16 protein-coding genes are annotated in these 24,365 nt (G+C 67.1%); 9 read left to right on the plus strand and 7 right to left on the minus strand.

All coding sequences use genetic code 11. The features are described 5' to 3' along the window. The first annotated feature begins 449 nt into the window (after window positions 1-449). The 8 genes from ACKTTN_RS08805 to aqpZ all read left to right on the plus strand — a co-directional run bounded on the left by ACKTTN_RS08805 (window position 450) and on the right by aqpZ (window position 8,652). Window positions 450-932, plus strand: a complete 483-nt coding sequence (locus tag ACKTTN_RS08805) for a DUF3302 domain-containing protein (RefSeq protein WP_407909475.1) — start codon at window positions 450-452, stop codon at window positions 930-932. Further along, entirely contained in the window at window positions 933-2,147 is a 1,215-nt protein-coding gene (locus ACKTTN_RS08810) for an HlyD family secretion protein (RefSeq protein ID WP_407909476.1), read from the plus strand. 6 nt (window positions 2,148-2,153) lie between these two features. Next, complete coding sequence (locus ACKTTN_RS08815; protein ID WP_407909477.1) at window positions 2,154-3,608, plus strand: TolC family protein; 1,455 nt, start codon at window positions 2,154-2,156, stop codon at window positions 3,606-3,608. Next, on the plus strand, window positions 3,605-4,687 hold the full coding sequence (cax, locus tag ACKTTN_RS08820) for a calcium/proton exchanger (protein WP_407909478.1): 1,083 nt from the start codon (window positions 3,605-3,607) through the stop codon (window positions 4,685-4,687). The genes ACKTTN_RS08815 and cax overlap by 4 nt, the downstream gene beginning before the upstream one ends. 3 nt (window positions 4,688-4,690) lie before the next feature. Beyond that, window positions 4,691-5,380 (plus strand): potassium channel family protein, encoded by a 690-nt coding sequence (locus tag ACKTTN_RS08825; protein ID WP_407909479.1) that lies wholly within the window; start codon window positions 4,691-4,693, stop codon window positions 5,378-5,380. Between the two features lie 120 nt (window positions 5,381-5,500). Next, entirely contained in the window at window positions 5,501-6,913 is a 1,413-nt protein-coding gene (locus tag ACKTTN_RS08830) for a DUF3300 domain-containing protein (protein WP_407909480.1), read from the plus strand. Next, complete coding sequence (locus ACKTTN_RS08835) at window positions 6,910-7,818, plus strand: DUF2950 domain-containing protein (RefSeq protein WP_407909481.1); 909 nt, start codon at window positions 6,910-6,912, stop codon at window positions 7,816-7,818. The genes ACKTTN_RS08830 and ACKTTN_RS08835 overlap by 4 nt, the downstream gene beginning before the upstream one ends. Window positions 7,819-7,920: 102 nt before the next feature. Further along, window positions 7,921-8,652 carry an aquaporin Z gene (aqpZ, locus tag ACKTTN_RS08840; protein ID WP_407909482.1) on the plus strand — a complete coding sequence of 244 codons (732 nt, stop codon included), beginning with the start codon at window positions 7,921-7,923 and terminating at the stop codon, window positions 8,650-8,652. A 21-nt stretch (window positions 8,653-8,673) separates the two neighbouring features. On the opposite strand, the gene ACKTTN_RS08845 is transcribed toward aqpZ, so the two are convergent. The 6 genes from ACKTTN_RS08845 to pgaC form a co-directional block, all read right to left on the minus strand. Beyond that, complete coding sequence (locus ACKTTN_RS08845) at window positions 8,674-10,371, minus strand: SulP family inorganic anion transporter (protein ID WP_407909483.1); 1,698 nt, start codon at window positions 10,369-10,371, stop codon at window positions 8,674-8,676. Between the two features lie 116 nt (window positions 10,372-10,487). Then, window positions 10,488-11,969 (minus strand): OprD family outer membrane porin, encoded by a 1,482-nt coding sequence (locus tag ACKTTN_RS08850; protein ID WP_407909484.1) that lies wholly within the window; start codon window positions 11,967-11,969, stop codon window positions 10,488-10,490. Between the two features lie 154 nt (window positions 11,970-12,123). Continuing rightward, the gene (locus tag ACKTTN_RS08855) at window positions 12,124-13,827 is read right to left on the minus strand and encodes an aspartate:alanine exchanger family transporter (RefSeq protein WP_407909485.1); all 1,704 of its coding nucleotides are present in this window, start codon (window positions 13,825-13,827) and stop codon (window positions 12,124-12,126) included. A gap of 27 nt (window positions 13,828-13,854) precedes the next feature. Next, window positions 13,855-16,611: an Orn/Lys/Arg family decarboxylase gene (locus tag ACKTTN_RS08860; RefSeq protein WP_407909486.1), complete on the minus strand. Its 2,757-nt coding sequence runs from the start codon at window positions 16,609-16,611 to the stop codon at window positions 13,855-13,857. A gap of 178 nt (window positions 16,612-16,789) precedes the next feature. Continuing rightward, window positions 16,790-17,257 (minus strand): poly-beta-1,6-N-acetyl-D-glucosamine biosynthesis protein PgaD, encoded by a 468-nt coding sequence (gene pgaD / locus ACKTTN_RS08865; RefSeq protein WP_407909487.1) that lies wholly within the window; start codon window positions 17,255-17,257, stop codon window positions 16,790-16,792. Beyond that, window positions 17,254-18,504 carry a poly-beta-1,6-N-acetyl-D-glucosamine synthase gene (gene pgaC / locus ACKTTN_RS08870; protein WP_407909488.1) on the minus strand — a complete coding sequence of 417 codons (1,251 nt, stop codon included), beginning with the start codon at window positions 18,502-18,504 and terminating at the stop codon, window positions 17,254-17,256. The genes pgaD and pgaC overlap by 4 nt, the downstream gene beginning before the upstream one ends. 382 nt (window positions 18,505-18,886) lie before the next feature. Between pgaC and ACKTTN_RS08875 the strand changes: the two genes are divergently transcribed. Continuing rightward, window positions 18,887-19,453, plus strand: coding sequence for a DUF4136 domain-containing protein (locus tag ACKTTN_RS08875; RefSeq protein ID WP_407909489.1), 567 nt, complete (start codon window positions 18,887-18,889; stop codon window positions 19,451-19,453). Window positions 19,454-19,480: 27 nt separating this feature from the next. Here ACKTTN_RS08875 and ACKTTN_RS08880 read toward each other — a convergent pair whose 3' ends face one another. Next, window positions 19,481-24,361, minus strand: a complete 4,881-nt coding sequence (locus ACKTTN_RS08880) for a PAS domain S-box protein (protein WP_407909490.1) — start codon at window positions 24,359-24,361, stop codon at window positions 19,481-19,483. Window positions 24,362-24,365: the final 4 nt, after the last annotated feature.

The raw sequence follows: 24,365 nt of genomic DNA on the forward strand, positions 1-24,365 counted from the left end.
GGCCGCGCGTCGCGGGATCGCGACCACGGCGCCGCTCGACGAGTGCGCGCGTCATGGATGCCGAGCGGCCGCTTTCGTCGCACGGCCGGATCGACGCGCAGGAGGGGCGGCAGCCAGGAGTCCGCGGCGCCTCGCGCTCCGCACGTATGCGCGAAGACACCTCGCTACTGAAGCGCTCCTGGCCCGCGACGCGTCGCTCCCAACGCGCTCTTCGTCCACGTTGAAACGCGCGTTTGCTGCGCGCAACGCTTGCCCGAAGGGGCAGGGCCGGATACCCCCAGTGTCGATTCCGCGCTCCTGAAGCCGCTGGGATGATCGGTCCCGACGCACTGGACACGATCCGGATGACTCGACAGTTCGCACGCGTGCCGCCCGCTACGCCCGCAGCCGCCGATCGCCCAGCATCGGGTCGGGTGCGTCGACGCGTGGCACGGGCCCGGCACACGCGCGTGGCGACGATCGTCGCGACGTTGGTCGCTACGTGGATGCCGGCTGCGCATGCATCGTTCTTGCATGGCGACGCGCTGGACGCGCTCGCCAATGGCGTCGCGTGGGTCGCACTGGTGATCGTGCCGGTGGTGTTGATCGCGGCGTTCTGGATCGTCCACATCATGCCGGAGAAGATCGCGGAGAAGCGCCACCATCCGCAGCTCTCCGCGATCAAGACGCTCTGCCTGCTGTCGCTCGTGTTCGGCGGGATGCTGTGGCCGATCGCGTGGTTGTGGGCCTACACCAAGCCGGTGATGCACAAGCTCGCATACGGCACCGATGTCGACATGACGCCGCATCACGGCGAAGCGCTGAGCCCGATCGACGACGCGCGCGGCGCCACGCATAACGAAGAGGACGTAATCGCACTACGCCAACGCGTCGCTACGCTCGAGGCGCAGCTTTCCGCGCAGCAATCGTCGCGATGGGACGGGAGCGCCTGAATGGAAATCATCCTGCTGCTGATCTATTCGGGCATCGTCTGGCTGATCTTCTTCAAGTTCAAATGGCTGCCGTGGAATTTCGTCAGCCAGGTGATCGTGGTGACGATCCCGATCATCGGCCTGACGCTTCTGATCCTGTTGCTCAACATCGTCGCGCCGTCGTCGTCGGACGTGCGTGTCATCAACTATGTCGTGCAGGTGATTCCGCGCACGATCGGTCGCGTGGTGTCGGTGCCGGTGGAAGCCAATCGCCCGATCAAGAAGGGCGACGTCCTCTTCAGCGTCGACCCCACGCCGTATCGCGAAGACTTGGCGCAGCTGCGCGCGCAGGAGCCCGAACTCGTTGCGAAGCTCGCCAGCGCCGAGGCGTACCAGCGCGAGCTCGGCGCGCAGTTGCGGTCGGCGCGTGCGGGCGAGGCGTCGATCCACGCGAAGTTGCAGCTGGCCAAGATGCGCGTCGGGCAGACGCATGACCTCGCGCGTACCGGTGCCGGCCCCACGTTCGACTTCGAGCAGGCACAGGCCGATGCGCGCGCGCTTGAAGCCGACCTCGCGAACAATTCGGCGAACGTGTCGCAGGTGCAGCAGAAGCTGTCGGCGACGACCAAGCAGGGCGAGCTGTCGGAAGTGGCGCAGGCGCGTGCCGCGCTCGAGCAGCTGCGCGCGCAGATCCAGAAGGCGCAGTGGATGCTCAAGGAGAGCACCGTCTACGCGCCCGCGGACGGCACCATCGTGAACCTGCAGCTGCGCGAGGGCTCGTACGCGAGCAACCTGCCGCTGGCGCCGGTGATGACGTTCGTGGAGAACGAGCAGTGGGTCATTGCGATGTATTCGCAGAACGAACTGCGCTACATCAAGCCGGGCGACGAGGCGGAGATCACGCTCAAGACGTTCCCCAACCGCATCATCAAGTGCAAGGTCGATTCGATCGTCTGGGCATCCGGTACCGGCCAGCTGCCGTTGGGCGGCATGGTGCCGCCGTCGTCGCAGGCGCCCGTGCCCGGCATGCCCGCGCAGATGACGGGTGCGGCCGGTCCGGCGCGTTACGCCGTCCGCCTGATGCCGGTCGGGCGCGACGCGCATGCCTTCCTGCCTATGGGTGCAGCCGGGCAGGGCGCTATCTACACCGACAAGATCGCGCTGATCCAGATCGTGCGGCGCATCATCCTGCGCGTTTCGACCAAGCTCGATTGGCTCGTCCTCAAGCTGCACTGAGCCGCCATGGCCGCCCGCCCACTTCCGGGATCGTGCATCGGCGGAGTCGCCGCCACGCTGGCGGTCGCACTCGCGGTGGGCTGCGCGACGTCGCCACCGCCGCCGCGCGACGAAATACAGCGCGAGGCTTTGCGCGACACGACGGTGCCGTCGCGCTTCTCGTCGGTCGTACCTGCCGGCACGGTGGGCGATAACTGGGTCGCGAGCTTCGGCGATCCCGAACTCGATCGACTCGTCGCCGAAGCAATCGCGCACAACACCGACCTGCGCATCGCCGCCGCGCGCATGGAAGAAGCCGCCGCCCAGGTCGACATCGCGAACTCCCGGTTGAAGCCGGCCATTGGCATCCTCGGACGCGCCAGCAGCAAGCCGCTGTCGGACTTCATCGCGATGGCGGCGGGCGCGATCGTGCGCTTCGCGTGGGAGATCGACCTGTGGGGCCGCCTGCGTTACGCACGCAACGCCGAACGCGCGATGCACGACGCCAGCAGCGCCGACCTCCGCTACGCGCAGCAGTCGATCGCCGCCGCGGTGGCACGCACCTGGTTCGTCGCCGCGGAGACGCAGCGCCAGCGAGCTCTGGCGGAGGAGATGGCGAAGGATGCGCAGTCGCTGGTCGGCCTCGCCGAGCATCGCAAGGCGATCGGCGCCGGCAGCCAGGATGACGTGCTGATCGCGCGCACCAATGCCGCGAGCTACGCCGATGCCGCGCGTCAGGTCGACCTCGCGCATTCGCAGGCGCTGCGCGCACTGGAGACGCTGCTGGGTCGCTATCCGGGCGCACAGATCGCCTCGCGCAACGACCTGCCGCCGTTCCCGTCGAGCGAGCCGGCGATCGGCCTGCCGGTCGACCTGCTGTCGCGACGCCCGGACATCATCGCCGCCGAGGATCGCGTTGCCGCCGCATTCAATCGCGTCGGCGAGGCGAAGGCATCGTTCCTGCCGAGCCTGTCTATCCTGCTTGGCGCCGGGCGCCTGGAATCCAGCACCAACGGCTTCGAGGACGAGCCGCGCAACACGCGCAGCGCCAGCGCGATGATGAACGCTCCGCTGTATACCGGCGGCTATCTGACGGGCTCGTTGCGCGGAGCGAATGCGCAGCAGCAACAGGCCATCGCCGACTACGGGCGCATGGCGCTGAAGGCGTTCAACGAGGCCGAGGACGCGCTCAACGGCGAGCAGATCCTCGCCTCGCGCGAGACGCTTCTGGCTGGCGCGGCACGCGACAGCCGCCGTGTGGTCGACCTGCAACGCCAGGCGTATCGCGTCGGCAAGGTCGACATGCGCACGGTGACGCAGAGCCTGCTCACCGCGAACGCGACCGAGGTGACGCTGCTGCACATCCGCCGCGAACGGCTCAACCAGCGCGTCGACCTGCATCTGGCGCTCGGCGGCAGTTTCGACGATTCACCTGCGGCGACGCTTCCCGCCGCATCGGCGAGCAAGGAAGCGCGCCGATGAAATGGCTGCTGCTGTTCGTACCGCTGGCGATCGCACTCGAATTCATCGTGCCCGACAGACCGATGGTGATCTTCGTCGCTGCAGCGATATCGATCGTTCCGCTCGCCGCGTTGATGGCGCACTCGACCGGAACGCTTGCCGAGCGCTTCGGTCCGGGCATCGGCGGGCTGCTCAATGCGACGTTCGGCAACGCCGCGGAGTTGATCATCACGCTCGCGGCGTTGCGCAAGGGGCTCTACGGCATGGTCAAGGCCGCGCTGATCGGCGGCATCATCGGCAACATCCTGATGGTGCTCGGCCTGTCGATGCTGGCGGGCGGCATCGGCCGGCAATCGCAGCGCTACAACGCACTCGCCGCCAGTTCGCAGGCCACGATGCTCACGCTCGCGGTGATCGCGTTGATCATGCCAGCGGCGTTCCGGGCAATCGCGCCGGAAGACGATGCCGCGTTGAACTCGATCAGCGTGTGGATTTCGGTGGTGCTGATCGCGGTGTACGTCGCGTACGCGGTATTCAGCCTCGTCACCAATCGCTCGATGTTCGAGGACGATGGCGACGCGGTCGTCGCTGACGATCATGCCGGCCACGGCCACGGTCACGCCTCGCAGTCAGTGGCCCGCGCCGCCACCACGCTCGGCATCGCGACGCTGGCGGTGGTGTGGATGAGCGAGCTTCTGGTCGCCGGCATCGAACCGACCGCGCAGGCGCTCGGCTTGTCGGATGCGTTCGCGGGCGTGTTCCTGCTCGCCGCGCTCGGCATCGCCGCGGAAGGGGCGACGGCGGTGGTGATGGCGCGCGCGAACCGCATGGGCCTGGCGATGTCGATCGTGCTCGGTTCGAGCGTGCAGCTCGCGTTACTGATCGCGCCCTTGCTGGTGCTGCTGAGTTATGTCGTTGCGCCGCAGCCGATGGGCCTGTTGTTCGGCGGCGGGCTGGTGGTCAGCGTTCTGTTCTCGGTGATGATCGTGAACGGCGTGGCGCGCGACGGGCGCTCGGACTGGCTGCGCGGCGTCCAGTTGCTCGCGGTGTACCTGATCCTCGGGTCGGTCTTCTATTTCGCACCGGACACGGCGGAGTGAAACGTGAGACTGCTCGCCACGATCAACTCCCGCTTGAACGAACGCCGCCACGCGCTTCTGTTCGGCATGTTGCTGGCGACGATCGCGATCGGGCCGCTGACGGAAGAATTCGGCTTCGGCGCGACGCTGCTCGACACGTTCCTCGGGCTGACGCTGCTGTCGACCGTGTGGCCGGCGCAATCGGCGAACGCGCGACGCCTGACGGTCGCGTTGGTCGTGGCAGCCGTGGTGCTGCGCCACCTGCCATCGGGCCTGCTCGGCGGCGATGCGGAGTCGATGAGCTACGTGCTGTGGGGCGTGATCGCGCTTGCCGCGGCCTATCGCGCGTTGAACTACGCGCTCACCAGCCTTCCGGTCGATTCCGATCACCTGATGGCCGCGCTCAGCGCCTACCTGCTGGTGGGCGTGTTCTGGGGCGCAATCTACGTCGCCGTCGAACGCGGCATGCCCCATTCGCTGCTGGTCGCGGGCCAGCCGTTCGCGGACGGCATGTCGCTCAACGACGGCATCTATTTCAGCTTCGTCACCCTCGCGACACTCGGCTACGGCGACATCACGCCGATCACGCCGATCGCGCGCGGGCTGGCGGTATTCGAAGCGATCGTCGGGCAGTTCTATCTCGCCGTGCTGGTGGCACGGCTGGTGGGCCTGCGCGCGACTGCGGAGACGGGTGATGGCACGCATCCGGGCTGAAACGCCGCCGTGCCGGCGCGACCGCATGCGCGGTCGTGCGAGTTCGTGTCTCCGTGGCACTGCAAGGCCGCGGTCCGGCGAGTGCTGCGGCCTCCCGCCAAACTCCAGGAGTCATACGTCATGAACGCCCCTCGTGATTACGACCGACCCCGCCGATCCGGGGTCGCGACCGCAGTGGCCTTCGCCTGCGTGCTCCTCGCCTCGATGCCCGGTGGCTTCGCGGTGGCTGCGCCGCAGGCGTCGTCCGCGAGCGCGAGTTCGGGCAGCGCCGTGTTTTCCAGCGGCGAACTCGATCAGATGCTCGCGCCGATCGCGCTGTATCCCGATTCCCTGCTCGCGCAGGTGCTGATGGCTTCAACCTATCCCGGCGAGGTGATGGACGCGGCTGCGTGGTCCAAGGCCAATCCGAAGTTGCAGGGCGACGCCGCGGTGAAGCAGGTCGCCGACAAACCCTGGGACCCGAGCGTGCAGGCACTGGTCGCGTTCCCGCAGGTGCTGGCGTCGCTCGGACAGGACAGCAACTGGGTGACGCGCCTCGGCGATGCATTCCTCGCCAACTCCGAGCAGGTGATGGACTCCGTGCAGCGCCTGCGCGCCGCCGCGCAGAAGTCCGGAAACCTCACGTCGAACGAGCACCAGAAGGTCGAGCAGCAGGCGCAGACGATCGTCATCGAATCGCCTGAGCCCGATGTCATCTACGTGCCGAGCTACGACCCGATGTACGCGTATCCCGGCTACGGGTGGGGCGCGTATCCGCCGTACTACTACCCGCCGGGCGCGTACTGGTATCCGGGCGCGGGCATCGCGGCAGGCATCGCATGGGGCATCGGCATCGGCATCGTTGGCGGGCTCTGGGGCGACATCAATTGGGGGGGCGGCGACATCAACATCGATGTCGATCGCTTCAACAACTTCGAGCGCAACGTGAACCGCGAATCCAATCGCGGCGACCGCCAAGGCAATCGCGACACGCGTAGAAGCGAACGCCAGGCCGGTGACAACAAGTTCCGCCACGACGCCGCGCACCGCGAAGGCACGCCATACCGCGACAAGGGAACGCGTGATCGCTTCGAAGGTCAGCGACCGACGGCCGACAACCGCATGCGCGGCGACACCCCGGATCGTGCGCAGGCGCGCGACCAGGCGCGGCAGTCGATGGATCGACGCGGCATGGACTCGCCGGCGCGTTCGAACGCCGAGGCGCAGAACCGCGCACGTGCGGCGTCGAGCGATCGCTCGATGCAGAACCGGCAGGGCAGTCCGCCAGGAAGCCGCGACAGTTTCCAGCAGCGCGGGCAGAACAACATGCAGTCGCGTGACGCCGCGCGCAGCAGCTATGGCGGGTCGCGGGGCGATGCGTTCAGCGGCGCGAGCGGCGGCATGCGCGACACCAGCGCGGCGTCGAACCGCGGACGGTCGAGCAGCTCGATGTCGCGCTCGTCGTCCTACGGCGGTTCGCGCGGTGGCGGTGGATCACGTTCGATGAGCCGGCCGCCGGCCGGCCGTGGTGGTGGCGGAGGGCGTCGTCGATGAACATCTCAACTTCATTGCGTTTGTTGCCGCGCGCGCTTCTTGTCGCCGCGCTTGCGGCCTCGCCGATGGCCTGGGCGCAGCAGGCGTACCCCACGCCGGATGCCGGTGGATCGGCGCTCGTCGATGCGCTCGGCACGACGGTGGCCGACGCCAACAAGCTCGCCAAGGTGCTCGGGCCCAACTGGAAGGGCTACGTGCCCGTGCAGGGTGGGCCGACCCGCGCGGACGTCGATGCCTTCCTCGCGAAGTACCGGCAGAAGCACGAGTTCAAGACATCGGGCGACCGCGCGACACTGGCGGTCGGCGACGACGGCTGGACATTGCCGATCCCGATGGTGAAGAAGGCCGATGGCTGGCACTTCGACCTCGCCTCCGGTGCGGACGAGATCCGCGCACGCGCGATCGGGCGCAACGAGCTGGACGTCATCAAGGCGGCGCGTGCGTACCGGATCGCGCAGTTCGACTACGCGGACGAGGATCGCGATGGCGACCAGGTGCTCGAGTTCGCGCAGAAGATCGTCAGCACCGACGGCAAACACGATGGCCTGTACTGGGCGGACGACGACAGCAAGGAGGTAAGTCCGCTCGGCCCGCTGTTCGGCGATGACAAGCCCAAGGCCGATTTCCTCGGCTACCACTACCGCATCCTCACCGCACAAGGTCCGTCGGCGCCGGGTGGCGCGTTCGACTACCGGCTCAAGGACAACATGGTGCGCGGGTTCGGTCTGGTGGCGTGGCCGGCGGAGTACGGCAAGACGGGCGTCGCCACCTTCATCATCGCCCAGGACGGCACGGTGTATCAGCGCGATCTCGGCAAGGACACGGCGCGCATCGCCGAAAGCATGAAGGCATTCGACCCCGACAGCGGCTGGACGGAAGTGGCCGACGCAACGGCGTCGAACTAGCGGTACACGACGCCGGCGACGCGCGCATCGATGCGTCGCCGGCGGGCCGGGCCTGCCGCCGGGCAGGTCCGTTTTCCACGCTCACCGGACAGGAGCGCCCTCATGACGAAGAAGCTTGTCGCTGAATTCCTCGGCACGTTCTGGCTGGTTCTCGGCGGTTGCGGCAGCGCGGTGCTCGCCGCGAATTTCGGCGGCCCCGGCAACCCGCTCGGTATCGCCTTCGTCGGCGTGTCGCTCGCTTTCGGCCTGACCGTGCTGACCGGCGCCTACGCGTTCGGGCGTATTTCCGGCGGCCACTTCAATCCGGCGGTGAGCGCAGGACTGTGGGCGGGTGGGCGCTTTCCCGCATCGCAACTCGTGCCGTACTGGATCGCGCAGACACTCGGCGCGCTGATCGCAGGTTTCGTGCTGTACCAGATCGCGAGTGGGCAGGCGGGCTTCTCGATCGATCCGGACGCGGCCGGTGCGTTCGCCACGAATGGTTATGGCGACCGCTCGCCCGGCGGCTATTCGATGGCGGCCGCCGCACTGTGCGAGTTCGTGCTGACTGCCATCTTCGTCATCGTGATCATGGGTTCGACGCAGCCGGCCGCGCCCGCAGCACTGGCGCCGGTCGCGATCGGCCTCGCACTCACGCTCATCCACCTGGTCAGCATTCCGGTCACGAATACCTCGGTGAATCCGGCGCGTTCGACCGGCGTCGCGGTGTTCGTAGGCGGGCCGGCGCTCGCGCAGCTCGCGTTCTTCTGGATCGTGCCGATCCTCGGCGGTGTCGCGGGTGGCGCGCTGTATCGCTGGCTCGGTCGCGAAGGCGAGATCGCACCGCCTCCGTAAGTCACGATCGTCGACTTGGCGTCATTCGTCCTCGTCGACGACTCGTACCACGTGCTGATCGGGCAGCTCATCCCAGGCTTCTATCGCGTCGGCCACGGTCGGGAATATCCGCTCGGCCCCGAAGCGCGCGTACAGCGGCGAGCGCCGCACGATCTCCAGGACGTCCGGGCTCATCGCCGCCAGCCACACCTCGGTGCCGGCGGCGCGTTGCTTGGCTTCCGCATCGGCGAGCGCGAGCAGCGCGGTGTATTCGATGTCGAACACCGCGCGCAGGTCGAGCACGATCACACGCGGCCGGTTGCGGGCCAGCAGCGGTTGGATGAGCTGGCCGAAATATGCGGCATTGCCGAAGAACAGCCGGCCTTCGGGGCGCAGCACCAGCAGCCCCGGCACGTCTTCGTCGGTGGGATTGCGGTCCGACGGCGGGCGGAAGCGTCGCGTGCCAGGCTTTCTTCGCAGTACGTGCAAGCGCGGGTGCAACGCCTGGTAGGCAAGCGACATCACCGACACGATGATCGCGACGACGATGCCGCGCAGCGCGCCCATCGCCACGACGCCGACCAGCGCCACCAGCGCCCAGATGAATTCGGTGCGGCGCACCGCGCGGATCGCGGCGAACTCCTTGACGTTGATGAGCGTGGCGGCGAACACCACGGCTATCGCGGCCAGCGTCGCCTTCGGCACGTCCTGAAGCAGCGGCCCGAGCCACAGCATCGCGCCGAGTGCGATCAGCGACGCGAACAGCCCGGCGAGCTGCGAACGCGCACCGGCGCGAACGTTGACCAGTGTCGCGCTGGCGGCGCCCGTCGCGGGCATGCAACCGAAGAACGCGCCCGCGGCATCCGCAATGCCAAGTGCGCGCAGTTCGACATCGGGAGCGGGGTAGGGCTCGCCCGCGCTCACCACAGCCTGCCCCGCGGTGAGCGACTGGATGAAACTCATCAGCGCGATTCCCATCGCGGCAGGCCAGAGTTCGATGACGAGGCGCAGGTCGGGAAGCACGATGGAGGGCAGGCCGCTTGGAACCTGTCCGACCACCTCCACGCCCATGCGGTCGAGATTGAACGCGATCACCGCGGCAGTGCTGAGCACCACCGCGAGCAGCGGCGCGGGCAGGCGCGGATACCGGCGCTGAAGCGCGACGAGCAGGACGACTGTCGACGCGCCGAGCACGAGCGTCATCACCGACGTCTGCGGCAGCGACCTCACCAGCGACACGAGCTGCTCGAGGCGGCCATCGCCCTGCGGGTGCAGCCCGAAAAGGCGCGGCAGCTGTTCGCTCAGCACGACGACCGCGATGCCGGCGCGGAAGCCGGTCAATACAGGGGCGGAAATGAAGTTTGCGAGGAAGCCGAAACGCAACGCTGCTGCGATCAGCAGCATCGCCCCGGTCAGCAGCGTAAGCGTGGCCGATGCGCGCATCAGTGCTTCGCCCGTATGGAACGGCGCGAGCGCGATCAGTGCGGAACCCGTCAGCATCGCGACGGTCGCACTACTACTCACGCTCAATGTGCGCGACGTGCCGAACAACGCATAGACGAGCATCGGCACGAACGCGGTGTACAGGCCGACGTAGGCGGGCAGGCCCGCCAGTGCCGCGTAGGCGAGCGTCTGCGGAAGCACGACGGCTGCCGTCGTAACGCCGGCGATCACGTCCTGCCGCAGCCACCGCACGCGGTAGTCGCGCCAACTGCCAAACAGGGTCGTTGCGCGATTCACCGTGCGTCGCCGCCGTGGCGCCGGACACCCGCCGATTCGCGACGGCGGACGCCATGCAGGACGCCGCGATCACCCCATCCGCAATGACGCGGGACGGCGACCACGGCGTCGGGCCGTCAGAGCGACGGCGGGTCGTAATAGATCATCACGCGCAGGTCGCGCAGGTCCTGGCTGGCGGGGTCGTCCTGCGCCACCTGGCCATACCGCAGGCGGACCATCAGACCCTTCAGCGCGCCTTCCGGCACGTTCCACTGCAGGTTGAGGTCGGACTCCTGCCTCGAGAACTGGCCCGGCGCGTCAGGCGTGCTGCCGTTGACGTACAGCGCGTACATGCTCAGGCCTTTCACGCTGGCGAAGTTGTAGCCGGCGCGCACCATCCACGCATCCTCGCCGTCCCGGTTGAAATCCTCGACCTGCACGCTCGTGTAACCCGGATAACCGCTCCACGGGTTCTGCATGTTGGTGTCGCCACGCGCACTGGTGAGCGCGGTGGTGAACAGTGCATTGTTCCAGGCCAACTCGGCCTTGCCGCCCCACTGGTGCGCCTTGAAATCACGGCCCTTCAGCAGGTTGTCGCCCGTGCTCTGCTGGTCGGAGTACTGCAGTGCGAAGGTGAGCTTGGTCTTGTCGGCGAGCTTGAGGTCGTATTTCCCTTCGGTATAGAAGATGTTGATGATGTCGTTGCTGTAGTAGTCGATCAGGCCCAGCGACAGGCCCTTGTACTTGTAGTTCGCGCCGGTCGTGAACACGCCACGCTTCACGCCCGCCGGTGCGCCCGCGTCCTGCGCCATCGACACGAAATGGTCGGCGTTGCGTTCCTTGATCTCGTCGAAGTAGCCGGCGCCCCAGCGCACTTCCGGCAGGTCGCCGCCGCCGTGCAGGCCCTGGATCACCGCGGCCGTGAACGTGTTGGGCGACATGCGGCTGTCGTTGCGGTTGATGTACGGCGTGTCGAAGGTGCGTGCACCCACCGTGGCCTTGACGTCCTCGGTGAACAGGAATTCGCCGTAGAACTCGCCGAGTGCAACGTAGCCGTGCTGGCCCGGCTTGAGCAGCAGCGTGCCGTCCTTTTCTTCCGGCCCCCACAACTTGCCAGACGCGTAGATCGTCGAGCCGAACGAGAAATGGTCACGGAAGTAGCCGGTCTTGAAGCCGGCCGAGCCACCCAGCGCCCACGCGCCGATTTCGCTGTCGTCGTACTTGGTGCGGTCGAGGTAGTAGGTGCGCAGCTGGACGTCGGCCTTCGTGTCCTCGAACGCCTTGCGCCGCGTTTCGCGCACCCATTCGGCGTGCGTCTTCGGGCCGAAGCTTTCCGACATCGGCGTCTGGCCCTGCTCGGTGGAGGAGGGCGGGCCTTCGCCGGTCGCCTCCTGGTTCTCTTCGATCGCGGGCTCGGTCGTGCCGGGCGTCGCGGCGCTCGCCTGCGGTTCGAGTGGCTGGGCGGCCAGCGTCATCGCATCGAGTTGCGCGGCACTCGTGTGCGTGGCGGCCGCGCCGCGCGCTTCGGCGGCGATCGCGGGCATCGACTGCAGCGCGCCCATCGCGGCCAGGGTGATTCCGATCGATCGGCACAGACCGGCGTACGTATACATAGTCATGCGTCCTCCCGTCGCCCTTTGACGCGTCGGGCCGTCGGCGGACGGCCCTCCCGCTTCATGCGTCGTTCGTCCATGACCTCCACGCGATCACGCGCGGAGGTCACCGTCTTGACCGGCTTCTTTCGAGGCCGGTCCGTCGGCGGCCGCTCGACGATCACTGCGACAGCACCATCGCGAAGTAGCCGAACACGGTGTAGAGCACGCCCGATACCGCATAGCCCACCGGGAAGCCCACCCACGGCACGCTGCTGCCGATCTCCTTCGATGCCTCGCGTGCGGGGCCGGAATGCGAGCGCGAACCCGCCACGCCGCCCATCAACACCGCCGGGTTGATCTTGAAGATGTGGTAGCCGATCGCCCAGGTGATGAAGGGCGGAATCGTGCTGGCGACGAAGCCGGCCAGGAAGATCTTGATCGCGATCGCGCCGGTGAGCTGCTCGAGCAGCGTGGCGCCGGCGTTGATGCCGACGATGGCGATGAACGTGACCAGCCCGAGGTCTTCGAGGATGTTGCGCGCGGCGTTCGGCGTGCTGCCGAAGAAGCGCAGGCGCGACACGATCGACGACACCAGGATGCCCGACAGCAGCAGGCCACCCGCGTTGCCGAGGCCCACCGAGAAGTCACCCACCGGCACGTTGATCTTGCCGACAAGCAGGCCGAGCACCATGCCGCCCGACAGCGTCAGCAGGTCGGTCGACGTGCTCTGCCGCGCGACCTTGCCTAGCAGCTGGCCCGCCTTCTCGACGGCGCTCTTGAGCCCGGTCACGTACAGCACGTCGAAGCGCTTGATCAGCGTGTCCGCGCCCAGGGGAATCGCTTCGCCACTGCGTTCGATGCGGCTCACGCCGAGCTGGCCGGCGAAGTCGGTCTGCGCCAGCGAGCGCAGCGGCTTCTCGTCCATGGACTTCTCGGTGACGAGGATTTCCGCCTGGTCGAGCGCGATGTTGAGCGCGCGCGAATCCGGGATCTCCGCACCGACGAGGCCAAGGTTCGAGGTCAGGTCTTCCAGGCGTCCGCCGAGCGCGATGACATCGCCCTGGCGCAGCACGATGTCCGGCGACGCGCCGAGCACGTCGTCGCCGCGCACCACGTTGACGATGCGGTACTGCGGATATGTCGAACGGAACTGCGCGATGCTCTGGCCGGCCGTGGTCGCGTTCTCGACGCGATACGCGCGAAGGCCACCCGGGCGATAACCGGTCAGGCCGGTGTCGTCGACATTGGCGACGCCGTGCTGCGCTTCGTACTGCTTCGCCGCGGCGCGTGCATCGACACCCCACCAGCGCGGCAGGTACTTGCACACAAGGATGATGCCGACGGTGCCCCAGATGTAGGTCACGCCGTAACCCAGCGCGATCATCGCGGAGATCGCTTCCTTGCTGCTGCCGGCGGGGATCTTGTACGCGCCTTGGTCGACGGCCATCTCGGCGGTCCCGATCGCGGCGGACATCGTCTGCGAACCGGCAAGTACGCCACCGGCGGCGCCGGCCGGCAGATGGAATACCGGCCCTGCCATCAGCACGACCAGGCCAAGGCCGAGGAACGAGCAGATCACCGCGAGGATGGTGAACGTGATGCCATCCTTCTTCAGGCTGTTGAAGAAGGCCGGCCCGACGCGCAGGCCTACGCCGTACATGAAGAGGTAGTAGAAGAGCGACTTGGCGAAGTTGTCGAGTTGCAGCTTCACGCCGTAGGTCGAAGCCCACGTCGCGAGCGCCGCCCCCACCACGACGGCCGCGGCGACCATGCCGAGTCCGTAGCCCTTCACCGAGAACTTTCCGACCAGTACCGCCATGCCCACTGTCAGGAACAGCAGGATGTACGGGTTGTCGGCGAGGAACTGAAAGAACCCTTGCATGGCAGGCCTCCGTGAGCGACGAGGTGCTTACTGCATCGAGGACGCGGACCACTTCGCGAGCACGTCGGGCTTCAGCAACTTGATGCCCTGTGCGGCGTGGTAGCCGTGGATTTCCTTGACGTCGAGCTTGCGCATGAACGCAATCGTGTCGTCGGTGATGACCTGCCCCGGCACCATGATCGGGAAGCCGGGCGGGTAGGGGATGACGAAGTTCGCCGACACCATCTGCGGGCCGTCCTTCAACCGACGTTCGACCTCGTCGCTGTTGAGGCGCACGAACTCGCAGTTGTCCTCGTCGTAGGCCATGAAGAAGGCGGGGCGCATGTGGCCTTCGTTGCTGGCCGCGTTGGCGTCGTCACGGAACACGTCGTGGAACCGGCTGAAGTTCGGGAGGTCGGGCACGTCCGTCATCAGCGACGTGACGCGTGCGTCGAACTGCTGCTGGCCGGATTCGCCGCTGTCGGCCAGGCGTGCGTCGATCTCGCGCGAGAGATCCGCCAGCGCCTTGATCAGCAACGCCGCATCGCTGTGCGTGTTGTTGATGTTGGTCTGCACCAGGATGCTGTTGCGCGACGTCTTGTTGATCTGGATGTCGAAGCGCTCGGCCAGCATGCCCTTGAACTGGGTGCCGTCGAACCCCGCCGCGCCGCAGATGACCGTGAGGCGCGTCGGATCGAGCGCGAACTCGTCGTTGTCCCACGCTTCCAGCGTGTCGGACCACGAGGCGTTCGGCGGGCCGTAATCGGTGATGCCCGATTCGCGGAACTCCGCCGGGATCATGTCTTCCGGCGTCGCCACGCGGAAATACTTCGAGATGAGCGGATGCGTGTTGATCGTGCGACGCAGGCGGATCGCGAGGTCGGTCATCTGCATGGTCAGCGCGAAGCCTTCCAGCTCCATCTGCCGACGCGCGAGATCGAGCGATGCGATCAACTGCAGGTTGGGCGACGTCGACGTATGCGCGAAGAACGCTTCCTCGAACGGACCTTCGACCTTGTGGAAGTCGTCGTCCCACACCAGCATCATCGAGCCCTGGCGGAATGCCGACATCGACTTGTGCGTCGAGTTCGTCTGGTAGGCGCGGATGCGGACCTTGTCCGGGTCGGGCAGGCAGTGCGCTTCCAACAGCTCCCCGTCGCTGAGATCCGCATGCTTCGCCGCCCAGGCCTTGTACTCCTCCCGGTAGGCCTCGCTGCGGTATTTCTCCGACAGCGCCGCAGCGGCGCCCATCGCGGTGCGGCGACGGTGGAACGGGCTGAACCGCGCGAAGCCGAACCACGCTTCGTCCCACAGGAACACCAGGTCGGGCTTGATGGCGAGGCATTCCTCCATCACGCGCTTGGGGTTGTACATGTGGCCGTCGAACGTGCAGTTGGTCATGTCGATGACCTTGACGCGGTCGAGCTTGCCTTCCGCCTTGCAGTCCAGCAGCGCCTTCTTGATCGTGCGCAGCGGCACCGCCCCGTACATCGAATACTGCGTCAGGGGAAACGCTTCGACGTAGTAGGGCTGCGCGCCGCTGAGCACGAAGCCGTAGTGGTGCGACTTGTGGCAGTTGCGGTCGACGATCACGATGTCGCCCGGCTTGCAGATCGCCTGCACCACGATCTTGTTGGATGTCGATGTGCCGTTGGTGCCGAGATACGCGCGCTTGGCGCCGAACGCACGCGCCGTCGCCTCCATCATCTTCTTGATGTTGCCGGTAGGCTCCAGCAGGCTGTCGAGGCCGCCGGTGGTGGCCGACGACTCGGCGAACAGGATGTTGGTGCCGTAGAAGTGGCCCATGTCGCGGATCCAGTTCGATCCGAACACCGACTTGCCGCGTGCGATGGGCAATGCATGGAAGGTGCCGATCGGGCGCGTCGCGTACTTCTTCAGGTTGTCGAAGTAGGGCGTCTCGTAACGGTCCTTGATGCCATCGAGGATAGCCAGGTGCAGTTCCATCGGCTCTTCGACGTGATGGAACACGCGCCGGATCGGCGCGACTTCGTCGCTGCCGGCGAGCAGTTCCGGCGATCGATCGGTGAGCAGGAACAGGTCGAGCTCGGGACGGAAGTTGCGCAGCCCGCGCGCAAGGCGCGTCGCCAGTGCACCGGGCGCGGCCGTGCCTTGTTCGACGTCGATATGGCGGCCGAGGTATGCCTTGAGGTCGGGCACTTGGTGCTTGGACGCGTACTGGAAGCCGTCGACGAGGATCACGCTCTGGATGTTCGAATTGACCATCGCGGCAAGCGCGGCGTCTTCGAAGCTTCCGACGTGCACCGTCGTGTACTGGAATGCGTCGTCCGGGCGACGCAGTCGGCGCATCTCCTCGGCGGCGCGCGGCCATGTCGCCGCGTCCGTCGGCGTCACGATCAGCACTTCGAAATACGGACGGATCTGCGCGCCTACGACGTCGGGTGGCGCGCTGTCGAGCAACGTGCCGTCGCCTTCGTTGTTCGGATCCCACGCCTGTTCGTCGCGACGGAAATCACCGGATAGCAGCGTCGACGAGATGCGCTGCACCAGGCGCGCGAATGTCATCGCATCGCCACCGTCCAGCGCGGAATCGAGCGACGACAACAGTCGCGTGCCCGGATATGCCCAGCAGAATTCGAGCCGCGTGATGCGGGCGAGCAGGGTGCGGCACTGCGTGCGATACCGCTCGTGGTGCTCGCCAGCACTGCGCTGGTCAGCCCATGCGCGGGCGACGGCGTTGAGCTCGCGCCACTGATCCGCGCGGTTCAGGGCTGCTGAGAAGACATGCGACAAGCCGCTAGCGTCGGTGTGTGCGACATCGTTCATCGTGGGCCTCATGGGTGCTCGTGGAGCGGACGTGCGCGCGAACACGGCAGGCGCTGGCGTCGCAGGCGAAACGGTAGGGCGCGCGGTCGCTCGCGCCTATTGGCTCTGGTGTCATGCCGGGTTGCCCGAAGGGGCACGTATGCGGCGTGCATGTCACGCCGTGATGCGACCGGTGCGCCTAGCCGCGCGGTCGTGCGACGCTGTCCGCGGCCACGACGATGCCGACGACGGCGCGCCCCTGCATCGTCACCGTCACCACATTCGATGACAGGAGCGTTGCACGTTGCGTCGCATCCAGGCCGAACAGCCGCCCGTGTTCGTCCGTGTCCACCGGTGGCGGCGAGCGCCGGGAAGGGCCCACCCTGACGAGGCGCCGCCACTTCAGGATCGCGAAGAGCAGGAGCCACGCGATGAGGACGAGGGCGGCGTACAGAAATGGGGTCAAGTGGAGCAGGAGCGTTCGCGCGGGCCACGGCGGCGTCGGCGGCACGCGACCGAACACGACCGCAAGCCAGTAGTGCGACATGACGATCAGATCGTCGGCCAACGCGATCAGCACGCACCAGGCCGCGAGCGTGACCGCGATGTCGCGCACCACGACCCAGCGCGGAACGCGACCTTCGTCGATGAGCGGCGGCCACCTCATTCGACGTAGCCACGGTCGGGGCTGGTCCACCGGCCGCTGTCGCGGCGGAGGATCGCGCGGGGCAGGCCGACCATCGCCGTCGTCGCCTGCAGCATCCAGAACACGACCGGATACCAGACGACCCAGAACACCGACCGCAGTGCCCGGGGTTCGTAACGTCGGTCGAGCCCGGCAGCCACCAGTGCCTGGGTCAGGTAGTGCACCGCGAGTAGAAGGCCGGCCGTATGCGGCAGCCAGCCGAGCCCCTTGAGACCGAAGCCGAAGTCGATGCCGATGCGATGCAACGCACCGGCCACGAGCATGAGCCCAATGGTGTAGGCCCACGCTTGGGCCACGAGCCAGTTGAGCCAGATCGGCAACATGCGCAGGCCCTTGCCGTGCCAGACGTATCGGGCGGAATCGAGCGCCACGCGGCTGCCACCTTCGCTCCATCGCAGGCGCTGCTGCCACAGGCCACGCAAGGTTTCCGGCGTCAGTATCCACGCCAGCGCTTTCGGCTCGAATGCAGCGCGCCAGCCCGCGAGTTGCACACGCCACGTCACGTCGACATCGTCAGTGAGCGTGCGATGCGTCCACCAGCCCGCGTCGTGCAGCGCACGCTTGCGGAACGCGCAGACCGCACCGGACACGGTGAACAGGCCGCCGTAGATGTTCTGCGCACGCTTGATCAGGCCGACGATGCCGGAGAACTCGCCGACCTGAAGGCGTCCGATCAGGCTGGTGCGGTTGCGGATGCGTGGATTGCCGGTCAGCGCGCCGATCTGCGCATCGTTCTGGAAGCGGCGCACGAACCAGGTAACCGCATGCGCGTCGAGCAGGGTGTCGCCGTCGATGCAGACGAGGAGTTCGTGTCGCGCGGCGAGCGCACCGACGTTCAACGCCATCGCCTTGCCGGCGTTCCGGGCGAGATGGATGACCCGGAGTCGTTGGTGGCTGGCCGCGAACGCATCGAGCATCGTGGCCGTGGCGTCGGTCGACCCGTCGTTGATCGCGACGATCTCGAAGTCCGGGTAGTCGATCTTCTTGAGCGCGGCGAAGGTTTCGTCGAGCTGGCGCGCCTCGTTGTGGCACGGCACCAGGATCGACACCGGCGGATGGTTCGCCAGCATCGGTGGCTGGTCGTAAGGCGGCTCGGCGCGTTCGCGCAGCAGATGGAACAGCAGGCCGCCGACGACCCAGTACCAGGTCGCCACGTACGGATAGCCGAAGCACAAGCCACCGAGAACCGTTTGCAGCGGACTGGACACGACAACCGGCTCCGATGTCGACGACCGGGCTAGACGGGTCGGCTACCGAAGGTGGGCATTGACGGAAGCCACGCCCGCCAACCGGAGAGCAACGACGCGCAGAGCCTTAGGGCGGGAACGTCGTAGTGGCACGGGCCGCCGTGGGACGCCATTGGCCTTGGGGGCAGGACCGACGCCCACCCGTACAACACTTCGCATAATGCCTATTATGTTAGACGCAAGAGGTGCCACCGGGGTGGCGCCACGACCACGTCCCATCTCGGCCGCAGCCCGAACCCTGTCCCCAAGGGCAATCCTCGCTACCCCCAAGGCGAATGCCGGTTCGACGTCGACCCGACCAGAATCGTCGATGGACGAGCCGTCCGAGCCGAGGAGCTGTGCCATGTTCCGACCGGTCTTCCGCGCCGCGTGCCTGGGCCTGCTGCTGCTCGCCACGGGCTGTGCCAGCACGCCGGCGATCACGTCCAACTACGACCATTCGGCGAACTTCGCCAGCTACCGCACGTTCGGCTATTTCTCGCCACTGGGCACTGATCGCACCGGCTATTCGACGCTGGTCACGCAGTCGCTGAAGAATGCAACGCGTCGCGAGATGGAAGCCCGGGGCTACACCTACAACGAGAACGCGCCGGACCTGCTGATCAACTTCAACGGCAAGCTCGAAAAGCAGGTCGAAGTGCATAATTATCCGATGGGCCCGCCGATGATGGGCTACTACGGCTATCGCGGCGGCTACTACGGTGGCTGGGGTGGCTACTACACCGACGTCGACCACTACACGGAAGGCACGCTCAACGTCGACCTGGTCGACGCCCGGCAGCGCCAGCTGGTCTGGGAAGGAATCGCCGTCGGACGTGTCTCCGACAAGCACCGTGAGAATCCCGACGCGGCGATCAGTGCCGCCGTCGCCGAGATCTTCAAGCAGTACCCGTTCCAGGCGCATCCGTAGCCTGCGGTCGCGATGCTCCGGCGCGCCTCACGACGCGCCGGAGAGCATCGGCGAAGCAAGCGCCATCGCCTCGAGCTTCGCCAGCGCATCGGCGAAGCGGAACGCCGCCACGTCCGGCGCCACGGTTGCCAGCTGCGGCGCGAGCGCCGTACCGTCGGCATTCGCGCGCAAGGCTTCGAACGCCTCGACGGCCTCGGCATCGTCGTCGCGCAGCAGTGCGACCCACCGTTCGAGCTGCAGCTTCAGCGCATCCGCGTCCGCGGCGCCTGCCCCACGCCGCGACGTTCGCGGCGCTCGCGGTGGCGCCGTCACCGGGGCGAGCTCGAGAACTACCGGCTCCAGTGCATCGACCACACGCCGGAGACGCGATGCGACATCCGGATCGGTAGGCGTCGCATGCATCAGGTCTTCGAGCTCGCCGGCCGCGCGCTGCACGTCCACCGCGCCGATCATTCCTGCCGTGCCTTTCAGCGTGTGTGCGAGACGCGTCGCCGTCGCGTGGTCGCCCTTCCCCATCGCGTCCTCGAAATCCGCGCGGAATGAGCGGTTTCCATCGCGGAAGCCCACCAGCATGCGCCGGTAAAGCGCCGGATTTCCGGCGGTACTGGCAAGCCCCGCGCGGCTGTCGATATGCCGGAACGCATCGATGCGATCGTTGTCGTCGGACGTTCCGCCGTCGTCCGGAACCGCCGGTGATGCGGCGGCACCGGACGATGGCCGCACCCAGCGCGCGATCGTCGCGAACATCTCGGCCACGCGCAGCGGCTTGGCGATGTGATCGTTCATGCCGGCTTCGAGCACGCGCTCGCGATCGCCCGCCATCGCGTTCGCCGTCATCGCGATCACGGGCATCTTCTCGAAGCGGGCATCCTCGCGAATGGCGCGCGTGGCGGCGTAACCATCCATCACCGGCATCTGGCAATCCATCAGGACGCCGTCGAATGCGGGGTCGTTGGCGAGTACGTCCAATGCTTCCTGGCCGTTCTCCGCGAGCACGACGTCGATTCCCGCCTGGCGCAGGAGTTCGATCGCGAGCTCCTGGTTCATCTCGTTGTCCTCGACGAGGAGCACGCGCGCGCCGCGCAACCGCGCGATGGATTCGGCCTCGACCGCCGCGCGTTCCGTCGAACGGCGTTCGACGGGCGCGTTGTGGCCGAGCACGCCGGCGATCGCATCCAGCAACGTCGACGGCGTGACCGGCTTGGTCAACACGAACTTCGGCGTGACCCCGCGGCGCGACGCATCGGCCAGCACGTCGTCACGCCCGTAGGCGGTCACCATGATCACCGCGGGAACATGCGAAAGACCGCTGTGCAGCATGCGCTCCATCACCGCGATACCGTCCTCGCCGGGCATGCGCCAGTCCATGAGCACCAGGTCGTAGGGAAGCGTCCTGCGATCGGCATCCGCGACTAGGCGCAACGCCTCGCCACCATCCCAGGCGAGATCGACCTCCAGCCCGAACGACCGCGCCATGCCCGACAGGATCTCGCGCGCCGATGCGTTGTCGTCCACCACGAGAACGCGGAGTCCAACCAGCTCATCGGCGTGAAGCATGCGACGCGGCGCCGCTTCCGACTGCTCACCGAAGCGTGCGAGGAAGTGGAAGGACGAGCCCTCGCCCACCCGGCTTTCGACCCAGATGCGCCCATCCATGAGTTCGACGAGGCGCTTGGAGATCGCGAGCCCGAGGCCGGTGCCACCGTACTTGCGAGTCGTCGACGCATCGGCCTGGCTGAAGCTCTGGAACAGTCGCGACACCTGCTCCTCGGTCATTCCGATGCCCGTATCGCGCACCTCGAAATGGAGCACCACCGCCTCGCCCTGTCGTGACTCCTCGCGCACGCGAACCACCACTTCGCCATGCTCGGTGAACTTCAACGCGTTGTTGCCGAGGTTCACCAGCACCTGCCCGAGACGCAGCGGATCGCCGACCAACGACGTCGGAATGCCGGGATCCACGTCGAACAGCAGTTCCAGCCCCTTCTCCTCGGCGCGCAGCGCGAGAAGGTTGGCGAGATGGTCGAGCACGTCCTCGAGACGGAAGTCGGTGCGCTCGATGTCGAGGCGTCCGGCCTCGATCTTCGAGAAGTCGAGGATGTCGTTGATGATTCCCAGCAGGCTCTCGCCCGCGCGCTGCACCTTGTCGATGTAATTGCGCTGGCGCTTGTCGAGTTCGGTTCCGAGCGCCAGATGCGACATGCCGATGATCGCGTTGAGCGGCGTGCGAATCTCGTGGCTCATGTTGGCCAGGAACTCGCTCTTGGCCTTGGTCGCCTCCAGCGCCTGTTCGCGCGCGCGAAGCAGTTCGTCCTCGGCCGCCTTCTGTTCGGTGATGTCCTGGTAGGCGCCGTACATGAAGCGTGTTTCGCCGGTGGCCGCGTCGCGCACGAGCTTGCCGGCGGCGTGCACCCACACCGTGCGGCCGTCGGCCGGGCTGCGGTAGGGGTAGATGGCGTCGTACGTGTCGTAACGACCGTCGACCGCGCCCTCGTAGCGCTCGATCGTGTGTTCCGCCGCTTCGGGGCTGGCGGCGACGATGCGCGACAGCCATTCGGACTGCAGGTGGTAGCGGCCATCGGGCTTGGCCGGCTCACCGAGGATGGCGGCCGCGCGTGGCGACGCGAAGTACACCTCGGGCTCGCGGTAGTCGACGTGCCAGTAACCACAACCGGTGAGTTCGAGCGCGACGTCGGAAAGGAAATTGGCGCGCTTGAGTTCCTCGTCCGCGCGCTTGCGGTCCGAGATGTCCTCCACGGCGAGCGCGACGCCACCACCGAACGCGGCGTCGATCGGCGCGGCGCTGACACGGACCCACGTGGCCTCCTTCTGGTGTTCGTTCTGCAATGCCATCTCGAATCCGTACACCGCTTCGCCGGTGTCGAGCGCGCGCTGGGCGGGAAGCTGGGAGACGGCAAGCGGTGTCATGTCGGCACGGAACGCCCGCCATTTCGCATCGGCCAGCTTGCGGCCGCGCAGCTCATCGGCGGTGACGTCGAGGATTCGGGCGCTGATGTCGTTGACCTCGACGACGCGACCCTCCTTGTCGTACAGAACGGCACCGACAGGCAACGCGTCGAACAGCGCCCGCAGTCGCTGACGCTGCGTGCGGATTTCATGCTCGGCCTGCTTGCGTTCCGTCACGTCGCGCACCGACGCGCACACGCACACGCCCCGCCCTTCGAATTCCGGCAGGCGCGACAGGCCGACCTCGATCGGAAACGTCGAACCGTCGCGACGCTGTCCCAGCAGTTCCTGGTCGCCCTTTCCCATCTGGCGTGCGCCGCCTGCGGCCATGAAGGACTGGCGCAGTCCGACGTGCGCTCCACGCACCGCCGTGGGTACCAGCATTTCGATGTGCTGGCCGACGATGTCGTCGCGCTCGTAGCCGAACATCGAGGCGATCTGCGCGTTGATCAGCACAACGCGCCCGTCGGCATCGGCCACGACCATGCCGTCCGGGGACGACTCGATCACGGTACGCAGCCATGCTTCCGTCGCCTGCACGGCGGCCTGCTGGCGCGCCAGCTCTTCCGCCTGCGCGGCGAGTTGTCCTGCCTGCGACTCGAGCAGTTGCGCCTGCCGCCGCGAGCCGTCCAGCAACTCCTCGGTGCGGTGACTGCGTTGGAGGATCTGCAGATGCGATGCGAGCGGCGCGAGCACGGCTTCGGCCAGCGCGCGCTGGCGGGGCGCCGGCACGTCGAACGCCGCAACCTCGACGACCGCCAGCAGTTCGCCGGCGCGTACCACCGGCCACACCTCGACGCGGCGCGGACGCATGTCGCTCATGCCCGACGTTATCGATGGATAGTCCGGCGATACGTTTTCCAGCACGAATGCGCGTCGCTCGACGGCGCACTGGCCGACCAGTCCCTCGCCGAGCGCGACGCATTCGTGCACGTCCCCCGGCGATATGCCGTAGCGCCCCCGCAACCGCAGCCAGCGACCATCGTCGTCGACCACGTAGAACGCGCCGCATCCCAATGGCCAGGCCCGCGACAACGCGGACAGGTAGGCGGTCGCCAACGAGTCGATCGACCTCGTCGCTACGAGCTTCCCCGCCGTCTCCGATACCTGCGCGCCGATCCATCGCTGGTCTTCCAGCTCGCGTGATCGTTGCTGCAGTTGCACGACCGAGCGCGCGAGGGTGCCCACCTCGTTCGGGTAGTCCGCGCACGGAATCACGACGTCGTGGTTGCCGCCGGCGAGTTGCTCCGTCGCGCGTTGCAGACGCAGCGTCGGCATGCTGATCGAACGCCCGGTCAGCCGCGCCAGCAACAGCCCCAGCGCGAGCGCACTGAGAACCAGCGCACCCGTGATGCGCGTTCCGCGTCGATCCACTTCGCTCGACTGCCGCACTGCGTTCGCGGCATGCGCGCTCTTCAGTGCGAGCATCTGCATCAGGTCGGCGTCGGTGTGCTTGAGCGCGAGCTGGTAGTCGTCACCCGCGGCGAGCGCCGACGCCTGCTCGGCGTTCCCGGCGCCCACGCGCTCCAGAACCGATGCGGCGGCGAGGTCGTAGGTTCCCGCCGAGGCCTCGAAGGCATCCATGGAGCGCCGGACGTTGTCGGTGATGATCGTTGCGCGCATCTTCGGAATGTCTTCACGAAGCTGCTGGCGCGACGCGGACGCCTGCCGAAGCGCTTCGCGGACGTCGCCCGGCGACCGGGCGACAACCGCGGTGCCCACGCTCTGGTCGATGGCGGCCACGTCCGCCTGCAGCGACTTGATCATCGCGATGCCGGCGAGGTGCTTGGTGTACAGCGCCTCCATGCGTGACTGCATGGCGCGTTGCGTCACGAGACTCTGCACGCCGATCCCGAGCGCGATCAGCAGTAGCAGCGAGAACGCCAGCCACAGTTTGCTGCGGATGGACAAAGCTTCCACACGTTCGGACAGCTTGGTCATGGCC

Origin of the sequence: Lysobacter claricitrinus (assembly GCF_045866565.1) — a bacterium.
Taxonomy (GTDB): domain Bacteria; phylum Pseudomonadota; class Gammaproteobacteria; order Xanthomonadales; family Xanthomonadaceae; genus Cognatilysobacter; species Cognatilysobacter claricitrinus.

What these genes read in the sequence shown, in the direction of transcription:
- cax (WP_407909478.1), top strand. Translation starts at nt 3,605, where the DNA reads ATGAAATGGCTGCTGCTGTTCGTACCGCTGGCGATCGCACTCGAATTC.
- ACKTTN_RS08830 (WP_407909480.1), top strand. Translation starts at nt 5,501, where the DNA reads ATGAACGCCCCTCGTGATTACGACCGACCCCGCCGATCCGGGGTCGCG.
- ACKTTN_RS08855 (WP_407909485.1), bottom strand. Translation starts at nt 13,827, where the DNA reads ATGCAAGGGTTCTTTCAGTTCCTCGCCGACAACCCGTACATCCTGCTG.
- pgaD (WP_407909487.1), bottom strand. Translation starts at nt 17,257, where the DNA reads ATGAGGTGGCCGCCGCTCATCGACGAAGGTCGCGTTCCGCGCTGGGTC.
- ACKTTN_RS08835 (WP_407909481.1), top strand. Translation starts at nt 6,910, where the DNA reads ATGAACATCTCAACTTCATTGCGTTTGTTGCCGCGCGCGCTTCTTGTC.
- aqpZ (WP_407909482.1), top strand. Translation starts at nt 7,921, where the DNA reads ATGACGAAGAAGCTTGTCGCTGAATTCCTCGGCACGTTCTGGCTGGTT.
- ACKTTN_RS08875 (WP_407909489.1), top strand. Translation starts at nt 18,887, where the DNA reads ATGTTCCGACCGGTCTTCCGCGCCGCGTGCCTGGGCCTGCTGCTGCTC.
- ACKTTN_RS08810 (WP_407909476.1), top strand. Translation starts at nt 933, where the DNA reads ATGGAAATCATCCTGCTGCTGATCTATTCGGGCATCGTCTGGCTGATC.
- ACKTTN_RS08860 (WP_407909486.1), bottom strand. Translation starts at nt 16,611, where the DNA reads ATGAACGATGTCGCACACACCGACGCTAGCGGCTTGTCGCATGTCTTC.
- ACKTTN_RS08815 (WP_407909477.1), top strand. Translation starts at nt 2,154, where the DNA reads ATGGCCGCCCGCCCACTTCCGGGATCGTGCATCGGCGGAGTCGCCGCC.
- ACKTTN_RS08880 (WP_407909490.1), bottom strand. Translation starts at nt 24,361, where the DNA reads ATGACCAAGCTGTCCGAACGTGTGGAAGCTTTGTCCATCCGCAGCAAA.
- ACKTTN_RS08850 (WP_407909484.1), bottom strand. Translation starts at nt 11,969, where the DNA reads ATGACTATGTATACGTACGCCGGTCTGTGCCGATCGATCGGAATCACC.